Origin of the sequence: Candidatus Epulonipiscium sp. (assembly GCA_012519205.1) — a bacterium.
GTDB lineage: Bacteria > Bacillota > Clostridia > Lachnospirales > Defluviitaleaceae > JAAYQR01.
In genome coordinates this window covers 24,415-34,827 of the sequence record JAAYQR010000018.1, presented here as the reverse complement: position 1 = coordinate 34,827, position 10,413 = coordinate 24,415, and the positions used below count along the sequence as shown (strand labels likewise).

At 35.2% G+C, this 10,413-nt stretch carries 7 protein-coding genes, 1 CRISPR repeat array and 1 other annotated feature; of the genes, 6 read left to right on the top strand and 1 reads right to left on the bottom strand.

What is annotated here, in order from left to right:
- Position 1: 1 nt before the first annotated feature.
- Positions 2–1,070: a CRISPR direct-repeat array (repeat unit 32 nt; unit sequence GTCGCCCCTCATACAGGGGCGTGGATTGAAAT).
- 63 nt (positions 1,071–1,133) lie between these two features.
- Entirely contained in the window at positions 1,134–2,153 is a 1,020-nt protein-coding gene (locus GX308_05805) for a putative sulfate exporter family transporter (protein NLK21589.1), read from the bottom strand.
- A gap of 106 nt (positions 2,154–2,259) precedes the next feature.
- On the opposite strand from GX308_05805, the gene GX308_05800 reads away from it, so the two are divergent.
- From GX308_05800 to GX308_05775, 6 genes are all read left to right on the top strand, one after another.
- Positions 2,260–3,153, top strand: coding sequence for a LysR family transcriptional regulator (locus GX308_05800; GenBank protein NLK21588.1), 894 nt, complete (start codon positions 2,260–2,262; stop codon positions 3,151–3,153).
- 82 nt (positions 3,154–3,235) lie between these two features.
- Positions 3,236–4,414 (top strand): hypothetical protein, encoded by a 1,179-nt coding sequence (locus tag GX308_05795; protein NLK21587.1) that lies wholly within the window; start codon positions 3,236–3,238, stop codon positions 4,412–4,414.
- 60 nt (positions 4,415–4,474) lie between these two features.
- Positions 4,475–4,698, top strand: a binding site (T-box leader).
- 55 nt (positions 4,699–4,753) lie between these two features.
- On the top strand, positions 4,754–7,399 hold the full coding sequence (locus GX308_05790) for a valine--tRNA ligase (protein ID NLK21586.1): 2,646 nt from the start codon (positions 4,754–4,756) through the stop codon (positions 7,397–7,399).
- A 125-nt stretch (positions 7,400–7,524) separates the two neighbouring features.
- Complete coding sequence (locus GX308_05785; GenBank protein ID NLK21585.1) at positions 7,525–8,817, top strand: bifunctional folylpolyglutamate synthase/dihydrofolate synthase; 1,293 nt, start codon at positions 7,525–7,527, stop codon at positions 8,815–8,817.
- A 4-nt stretch (positions 8,818–8,821) separates the two neighbouring features.
- Positions 8,822–8,977: a hypothetical protein gene (locus GX308_05780; protein NLK21584.1), complete on the top strand. Its 156-nt coding sequence runs from the start codon at positions 8,822–8,824 to the stop codon at positions 8,975–8,977.
- A gap of 6 nt (positions 8,978–8,983) precedes the next feature.
- The gene (locus GX308_05775; GenBank protein NLK21583.1) at positions 8,984–10,342 is read left to right on the top strand and encodes a tetratricopeptide repeat protein; all 1,359 of its coding nucleotides are present in this window, start codon (positions 8,984–8,986) and stop codon (positions 10,340–10,342) included.
- The last annotated feature ends 71 nt before the right edge of the window (positions 10,343–10,413 follow it).

Genomic DNA, 10,413 nt, shown 5'->3' with positions numbered 1-10,413 from the left:
TGTCGCCCCTCATACAGGGGCGTGGATTGAAATTTGTTTTGCTAATTTTAACGTGACGATTGATAAGTCGCCCCTCATACAGGGGCGTGGATTGAAATTCCTTTGCTCTCAAAATATGTGCAACCATACTTGGTCGCCCCTCATACAGGGGCGTGGATTGAAATATCCCCATTTACATATTTTAGTTTTTTTAGACGGGTCGCCCCTCATACAGGGGCGTGGATTGAAATTTGGGGTAGGGTTTTTCTGCGTGCTACTCTTTGTCGCCCCTCATACAGGGGCGTGGATTGAAATCGCTTACAACAGAACCAAATCAAAGTTTTAAGGGTCGCCCCTCATACAGGGGCGTGGATTGAAATACAGTTAAGGTTAAGAATATATATCCATAATTAGTCGCCCCTCATACAGGGGCGTGGATTGAAATTATAGTATCAAGATAAGAAGAAACCCGTTTTTGTCGCCCCTCATACAGGGGCGTGGATTGAAATTATTGTATGACTGGGCAGGCTAGATATTACTTTTGTCGCCCCTCATACAGGGGCGTGGATTGAAATTTTTCGCGGCACAATGTCAAGGTCGTAGGACGAGTCGCCCTCATACAGGGGCGTGGATTGAAATTTGGCTCCCTGATTTTGGTTCCATGCTTGATGAGTCGCCCCTCATACAGGGGCGTGGATTGAAATAATATTACATTGCTATATGCAAAGGTATCAAGGTCGCCCCTCATACAGGGGCGTGGATTGAAATATCTTCATCAGTTGATTTTGTCATGTATTTAAAGTCGCCCCTCATACAGGGGCGTGGATTGAAATTGCTTAACAAAATCATACCAAAATAAAATTGACGTCGCCCCTCATACAGGGGCGTGGATTGAAATTTAGTCATAATAATAAAACCCCCTTAATCTTAGTCGCCCCTCATACAGGGGCGTGGATTGAAATATAATTGAAAATGCAAAAAATACAATAACAGAGTCGCCCCTCATACAGGGGCGTGGATTGAAATCCCACCATTGTTGGTATCTGATTCACCTCCTCCGTCGACCCTCATACAGGGGCGTGGATTTAGGCGCAGAAAAGGTGTTTATACAATAATTAATTTAGGAAGGCACATAAAAATATTTAAATTCTTATTTACATCTGTCCAATGAATAATTGAACTAAGAATGAAACTAGCACTACCAATAAGGAAATTAGAAATCCATGGAGCATAGGCATAAATCCCGACTTTGCAAGCTTTTTAAAATTTGTCCTAAGTCCTATAGCCCCTAGGGACATAACCATAAACAGCTTGCTTATGGAGGAAAGAGATTGGCTAATGCCTTGAGGTATAATCCCCATACTTTTAATTCCGACAACCATAAGAAACATAAGGATGAACCAAGGGAAAATTTTCTTTAGGTCCACTTTTTTATGGGTAGGACTGATAGCACTTCCATTTAGAATGGAAGTTTTTTCGTTTATATACGAAAAGATTAAAACCGTGGGAATGATGGATAAGGTTCTAGTGAGTTTAACAATGGTGGCAAATTCACCGGCAGCATCTGAAAAAGCGTATCCTGCCGCTACGACAGAAGAAGTATCGTTGACTGCAGTGCCTGCCCAGAGTCCATACCCCAAATCAGTCATATTGAAATAACGTCCCATAATAGGAAAAAGAACAATCATTGCCACATCAAATATAAAAGTTGCAGATATGGCATATGCTACATCACTATCCTCGGCATCGATAACCGGAGCAATAGCGGCGATCGCAGAACCGCCACATATTCCTGTACCGGCAGATATAAGCCCCGATAATTTCCAATCCATCTTAAATAACTTCCCTAATAAATACCCTCCGCCAAAAGCAGCCAAAAGGGTAAAGGTCATAACGAACAAAGAGAATTTACCCACTTCTAGAACTTGGAAAAAACTAAGGGATACCCCCATTAGAATGATTGCAAATTTGAGTATTTTTTTAGCTGTGAATCCCAGTCCCTGTTCGAAAATCTTGTATTTTGAGATGGTGGGATTAAGAACCATACCAATTAGCAATGCAAAAACTCCTGCACTTATAAGATTATAAGGGAGTAAACTACTTATAAAAGCAGAAAGCAAAGAAAGCAAAAATGTAAGTAAAATGCCGCCGGAGTAATTTTTAATAAATGTCATGTAATCAGCCTTTCTTTTGTTTTTATTGATTTTAACACCATTTACTGATAAAATCTAATTATAAATTATTATATATTCATAAATTGTAATTATAGAAGGTGATGTTTTGCTAGATATAAGGGTAGATTCATTTTTAGCTGTGTACAAAAACAAGAGTTATACCAAAGCCGCAGAAGAGCTAAACATAACTCAACCGGCAGTGACCCAGCATATTCAATTTTTAGAAAGATATTATGGATGTAAGTTCTTTAAATACTCTAATAGGGAATTAAGATTCACCTCCGAGGGGAAACTCTTTTATAAATATATCTTAAATGCAAAGGGCAACGAACAAATCATAATGAAAAAGCTAGAAGAAGTGCAAAAAGAAAAAAAGACATTATCTTTTGCAGCTACCTTAACTATCGGGGAATTTACCTTAGCTCCGATTGTAGGAGATTTTATTAGAAAATTAAGCAATTATGATATAACCATGTATGTCGATAATACAGAGGTTGTCCTTGATATGCTACAAAAAGGGGAAATTTTGTTTGCCTTAATAGAAGGATTGTTTAACAAAGCTGAGTATGAAACCAGATTATTCAAGGTGGCAAGGTTTATATTAGTGGCTTCACCAAAACATGAACTAGCATCTAAAAAAATAGTATATCTAGACGATCTTAAGGATGAAACAATCATAATCCGGGAAAAGGGTTCGGGTTCAAGAGAGGTACTTGAGAGGGGATTATTCGATGGAAATTATACTTTAAATAGCTTTAAAAAGATTATAGAGATAGGGAACGTAAACATAACAAAAGAAATGATAAAAAATGATATAGGCATTGGATTTATGTATGAGGATGCTGTAAGAAAAGAAATAAAAGAAGGAGAATTGAGGGAGATTAAAATAAAAGACTTTGTCCTTCAAAGAGAGTTTAATTTTGTTTACCTAAAAAATGAGCTGATAAAAGAAGAGATAGAGAACATTTGGGAAAACTTTATTTTAGAATATATCTCTTAAAGCAGTATAAATTCATTTTTCTTATACCAATAAAAAGATATATGATATAATATAACAAAAATCAAAAACAATGAGGGGTAATATGTCTGAATTTATAGGTAAGTTAAATAGAGTCATGACAGTTTTTTTAAATAAAATTACTTTTGGTGTTTTTTTTAGAAACAAAATAAAGAAATTTGATGAATTATATCAAAAAGATGAATTTTATGATGATGCCCAGAAAGCCAATGCCCTTTGCGAAGAATTGATGGATATAGGTAAACAAAAAATTAACTTACTGAAGATGCTTCAAGAGTTATCTAAGAAAGCAAAAGAACTTGAAAAGTTTAAATTATTGACTGCTGAAGATTTAAAGCGTATTAGGCATCTTCTTTTTGATTATAAAGCTGTAATAGAGGAAAAAGAATCCTTAAAGGGAAGATTAATAAGTAAAAATAGGATTCTTAGTAAGATTCAGCAATACGAAAGTGAATTCCCTGAAATTATGAATGAAATAGAAGAAGCAGAGGGAAAGCAAACGGGGGTAAAAAGAGATGTGGATTATTTAGAAGGGGAAAAGGAAGCTTTAATATACAGCAGAGAGCAGATAGAAAATGCTCAGATTATAATGCATAAGGTATCTATAGGAATGATCATAATATTAGGAGCTGTTGCTCTTGTTTTTTCGTATATTATCATGAATAAAGAAACTAGAATTTTGGTTCCTGCTACTATTACTGGGATACTGGCAGTGGGAATAGGAACATGGATTTATATATTTAGAAGGCGATTAGACTATGAGCTTAAAAAAAATGGACGTATGCAAGCAAGGGCAATAAAACTATTAAATAAAGCCAAAATTCGCTATGTGTATTATACAAATTTTTTAGAATATGAATACGGAAAATTTAATGTAGACAGTGCAGAACAATTGGAAAGAAATTGGGAGCTATATAAGAAGAATAAGCATAATGAAAAGCGATTTAAAAGTATTAATTCTACCATGACTAGGATAGAAGATGAGGTATTAGGGATTCTAAAAAAAAGAAAAATCTATGTGGAATATTTTGAAGATGTTAAGAAATGGAGTAAGATTGAGGAAAGAAGAAAAGCCTTAGAAGATATTCAAAATGAAAGGGTATCTCTAGAATCACAATTGGCCCTTCTCGATACTTACCAAGAAGATATATGGCTTCAGTTAAATGAATTAAAAGATAACGATGATACGGAAGATAAAGTAGTAGGAAAAATAATAGAAAATTATTTAGAAGAAATTCAATAAAAGTCGATAGAACCTTGACAAAAAAACAACCTTTTAATACAATTAAACAAACAAATTAAGATATTGGCAATGAAGAAGAGGAGTATACTAATGCATCTCCTAGAAAGAAAAACCCATAGGCTGGAAGGTTTTTTGAACAATGCATAGTAGAAGGTAGCTTCTGAGCTTTCGTATTGAACCTTTAGTAGATGCGAACGGGTGACTCCGTTATTGTTTTAAGTGTCTTTTTATAATTTATTAAAAGAAACAAAGGTGGTACCACGGAAATCTCTTTCGTCCTTTATGGGGGTGAAGGGGATTTTTTTATCTTATGATTTATATTCTTAGGAGGAATAAAATATGGCTAAAAATCTAGAAAAAGTATACGATCCTTCAGTTGTAGAAGACAGATTGTATCAAAAGTGGCTTGATAATAAGTATTTTCACGCTAAGGTAGACCGTTCTAAAGAACCCTTTACTATCGTAATTCCACCTCCCAATATTACAGGACATCTTCATATGGGCCATGCCCTTGATAATACCTTACAGGATATTCTTATCCGCTGGAAAAGAATGCAGGGGTATAACACTCTTTGGATGCCTGGGACGGATCATGCCAGTATTGCAACAGAAGTTAAGATTGTCCAAAAAATAAATGAAGAAGGGCTAACAAAAGAAGGACTTGGTAGAGAAGCTTTCCTAGAAAAAGCATGGCAATGGAAAGAGGAATATGGAAGCACAATATTAAAGCAGCTTCAAAAACTAGGAAGTTCCTGTGATTGGGATAGGGAAAGATTTACCATGGATGAAGGATTATCGAAGGCTGTTTTAGAAGTGTTTATCCGTTTATATGAAAAGGGATATATATATAGGGGAGCAAAGATAATCAACTGGTGTCCAGAATGCCAGACGTCTATTTCAGATGCTGAAGTAGAACACGAAGAAAAGGGGGGCCATTTCTGGCATATCCGTTACCCTATAAAAGATGGCAGTGGATATATTCAAATAGCAACCACCCGCCCCGAAACCATGTTTGGAGATACAGCCGTAGCAGTTCATCCTGAAGATGAAAGGTATAAGGATTTTATCGGAAAGACAGTAATACTGCCTATAGTAAATAGAGAAATACCTATTATTGCCGATGCGTATGTGGACAAAGAATTTGGAACAGGAGTTGTTAAGATTACACCGGCCCATGATCCTAATGATTTCGAAGTAGGGCAAAGACATAACTTATCCCAAATCAACATTTTAAATGATGATGGCACTCTAAATGTTGAAGCAGGTAAGTATGCTGGGATGGACAGATATGAAGCTAGAAAAGCCATCGTTAAAGCATTGGAAGAAGGAGGCTTTTTAGTTAAGATTGAAGAGCATCTCCATAATGTAGGGATTCACGATAGATGTGATACAGTTATTGAGCCTATGATCAAGATGCAGTGGTTTGTTAAGATGGAGGATTTAGCAAAGCCTGCAATTGGGGCCTTAAGGGAAAAAGAACTTAGATTTGTACCGGAACGTTTTGGTAAAATATATCTTCACTGGTTAGAAAACATTCGTGATTGGTGTATTTCAAGACAATTGTGGTGGGGGCATAGGATTCCTGCCTATTACTGTCAAGATTGTGGCCACATCGAAGTAGCCCGCAAGATGCCTCAGTCCTGTTCAAAATGCCAAGGCACTTCCTTTAAGCAAGATGATGACACCCTAGATACTTGGTTTAGTTCTGCCCTATGGCCTTTTTCTACTTTAGGGTGGCCTGATAAAACAGAAGAACTAGATTATTTTTATCCTACCAATGTATTAGTTACAGGGTATGATATCATTTTCTTTTGGGTTGTTAGGATGGTGTTTTCAGGAATTGAACAAATGGGAGAGATACCATTTAAAGATGTCTTAATCCATGGGCTTGTAAGGGATTCACAGGGTAGAAAAATGAGTAAATCCTTAGGGAATGGAGTAGACCCATTGGAGATTATAGCTAAATATGGAGCTGATGCTCTACGTTTAACCTTAGTAACTGGGAATGCCCCAGGAAATGATATGCGTTTTTATTATGAAAGAGTAGAGGCAAATAGGAACTTTGGGAATAAGATTTGGAATGCTACAAGATTTATATTAATGAATCTTGAAGACGAAGAATATATTAAAGTAAAACTTGAAGATTTAAGTGGTGCTGATAAATGGATTTTATCTAAAGTAAATACCTTAGCCAAAGAGGTAACGGATAACATGGATAAATATGAGTTAGGGGTTGCGGTTTCTAAATTGTACGATTTCTTCTGGGAAGAATTTTGTGATTGGTACATTGAGATGGTAAAACCAAGACTTTACAATAAGGAAGATAAAACTAGAAAAGCAGCTCTTTGGACTCTTAAAACAGTACTTATGAATGCTCTTAAACTCCTTCACCCATATATGCCTTTTATTACCGAGGAAATATTTACTTATATTCAGGAGGAAGAAGAGACAATTATGCTTTCCACCTGGCCAGAGTACAAGGATGAGTGGAACTTCAAGGTAGAGGAAAATGAAATAGAATTAATGAAACAAGCGATTAGGAATATCAGAAATATAAGGGCTGAAATGAATGTTGCACCATCCAAAAAAGCAAATCTCATAGTTGTTTCCAAAAAAGAGGATGTCCTAGATATATTTGAAAGGGGAAAGTTATTTTTTGCATCCTTAGCCTATGGCAGTTCGGTATCGGTTCAAAAGGATAAGACAGGTATCGATGAAGATGCCATATCTACCGTTATACCGGGAGCTACAATTTTTATTCCTTTTGCTGAATTGGTTGATATTACAAAAGAAATAGAAAGACTTAAAAAAGAAAAAGAAAAGCTAGAAAAAGAAGTTGCAAGAGTAGAAAAGAAACTAAACAATAAGGGCTTTGTAGATAAGGCGCCACAGGCGGTTATACAGGAGGAAAAAGAAAAAGGAATTCAATATGAAACTATGCTTAAACAGGTTAAAGAAAGACTTGAAGCCCTATTAAAGAAATAAGTTAAACAAGACCCCTTGAGGGCCTTGTTTTTTTTATATTTATATTTATACTTATAGGAAAAGGTAGAATGTTTAACCCATAAGAACAGGGATTTGTTAAGTACAATCCCGAGGAGGATAATACATTGGATTATAATGAAATCATTGAATATATAAATTCGATAGAACGTTTTGGCTCAAGACCAGGTCTTATAAGGCTGCAAAACCTTCTAGAACGGCTTAAAAACCCGGAAAAATCTCTTAAGGTCATACATATCGCCGGTACTAATGGAAAGGGATCAGTTGCCACCATGTTAGAATTCATCTTAATGAAGGCAGGGTATCGTGTAGGCATGTATACATCCCCTCATTTGGAGAGTTACAATGAGAGGATTAAAATAAATAACATAAATATTTCCGACGAAGATTTTGCCAAGGTCGGGGAAAAGATAATTACAGCATCTAAAAAGTGCAAAGAAGAAGAACATCCCACGGTATTCGAATCTCTAACAGCCATGGCCTTGCTTTATTTTGCAGAAAGCGAGGTAGATTTTGTGATTTTGGAAGTGGGGTTAGGGGGTCGATATGATGCCACCAATGTGATAGAAAACCCCTTAGTTTCTGTTATAACTTCAATAGGAATGGACCATATGGATGTATTAGGAGATAATATTGAGTCAATTGCTCACGAAAAAGCGGGAATTATAAAGAAAAATTGCAATACTGTATTGTATTTTCCAAATACTAAAGTGTATAATATTATTAAAGATATATGCAAAGAATTAGATTCAACTTTATTTTATGCGTATAAGACAAATATTAAAGATAAAAGTTTTACTATAGAAAGAACTCGTTTTTCCATTGAAACCGAATTTTATTCCTATGATAATTTGGAGTTTTCCTTTTTAGGAGAACATCAAATATACAATGCGGCAACGGCACTTTTGACCATAGAGGTTTTAAAGAAGCAGGGCATTGTAATATGCGAAAAAGATATTAGGGATGGTTTAAGGGAAAGTTTTTGGCCTGGGCGTATGGAGATTGTTAGTACAATGCCTTTGGTTATCTTTGATGGGGCCCACAATGAGGGAGGCGCTATAGCCTTAAAAAAGGCATTTAAACAATATTTTAAAGACAGGAAAATTACTTTATTAATTGGAATTCTAAAAGATAAACCTTACAAAAATATTTTAGAACAAATCATGCCCCAAGTAGGGGATGTTATTATTACAGAACCATCAAATTCTAGAAAACTATCCGTAGACGAATTAGAAGAAGCTATGAAGAAGTATCCTAATTCAGTTTATAAAAACAAAAATATTCAAGAAGCATTTGAATTGGCCCTTAGTTTAACCTCTAAGGAGGATATTCTGTGTTGCGCAGGATCACTGTATTTGATATCTGAATTAAAAAATATATTAAAAAGAAAAAGGGGTTGAAATTGTGATTGATTTTAAAGAAGAGCTACGTAAATTCAAACCAGCCTTAGAAGTGGACGGTATAGAAGAAGTGATTAAATCCAATGAAATAAAGGACATGATTGATTTATTAACACATATTACAAGAAATTTAGAAATAAAGTCAGAAGGTAAGGAGTAGATTGTTGTGATTTGTCCAGCATGCCATATAGAAATTCAAGAAAACCTCAGTCAATGTCCTAGATGTCAATTTAATATTTTTTTGTATAGGAAACTTAAAGCTATTTCTCTTCGACTTTACAATAAGGGCTTAGAACAAGCAAATAATAGGGAGCTTACCAATGCTATTGGCTCTCTGTCTAAGGCAGTGGAGTTTGATAAAACCAATATAAATGCAAGGAACCTTTTAGGATTGGTTTATTATGAAATCGGAGAATTTGGGCAAGCATTGGCAGAGTGGGTGATTAGTACCCATTTTCAAAAGGAAGATAATATTGCTTTGGATTATATTAAAAGAATTCAAAGAAGCGGCAGAAAGTTAGAACAATATAACGATTCGATAAGAATGTTTAACCAAGCAATAGAATATGCCGGCCAAAGAAGTGAAGATCTAGCCATTATACAGCTTAAAAAGGCCCTCCAGTTAAATCCTAATTTTGTTGAGGCCTGTTGTCTTGTAGCTTTATGCCTACTAAAAGAAAACGAAAAGGAAAAGGCTCTGCCCTATATTGAAAAAGCCCTAGAGATTGACATGTCAAATTCTAAGGCTATAAGGTATTATAGGGAATTAAGGCCTAACTCTTTCATACCAAGAAGGGAAGATAAATCTACAGCAACTATTAGGGCTCATCGAAGGAGAAAGTCAAAAGCCCCATTTTCTCCTATGGGTCACATTATTGGTTTTGTAGTGGGGGCTATTTGTACTGCTGCATTATTGCTTATTTTGGTTATTCCCGATAGAGTTAATGTGCTCACCAAACAAATTGAAGATCTCGATATTAAAAACCAAAATCTTGAAATAGAGTACAGTAGACTAAAACAGGAAAGTCAAGAAACAATCAGTGATTTAGAAGAAGAAAATAGGAAAGTACTAGACATGAATGGACAGCTTCAACAAAGACAAATTGCTCTAGAGGAAGTTCAAAAAATAAATCAAGTGCAGATTTTATATAATAATAAAAAGATAGAAGATGCGGCGGTTCTTTTATATTCTTTGGATGCCTTTAATATTCCCGAAGAAAATAGAGCTACCTATGATGAATTAAGTAACAAGGTATTTATCGATGCGGCAAGTGCTCATTATAATAATGGGCAAAGTGCTTATTCTAGAAAAGACTATGATAAGGCAATAGTAGAACTAGAAAAATCACTCCTATATGCTAGGGAACAATATTATTCGGATAATGCATTGTATTATCTAGGTAGAATATACGAGGAACAAGATAATATAGAAAAAGCCAAAGAATTTTATAGCCAAGCTATAGATCAGTATCCAGGAACGGATGGGGCTGCCAATTCAAAATGGAGATTAGGAAAATTAAAATAAAAATAATACCAAGGATTGGTATTATTTTTTTATTTTTAAAGGTATATTCCATTTTATGGAGAATGTATTAT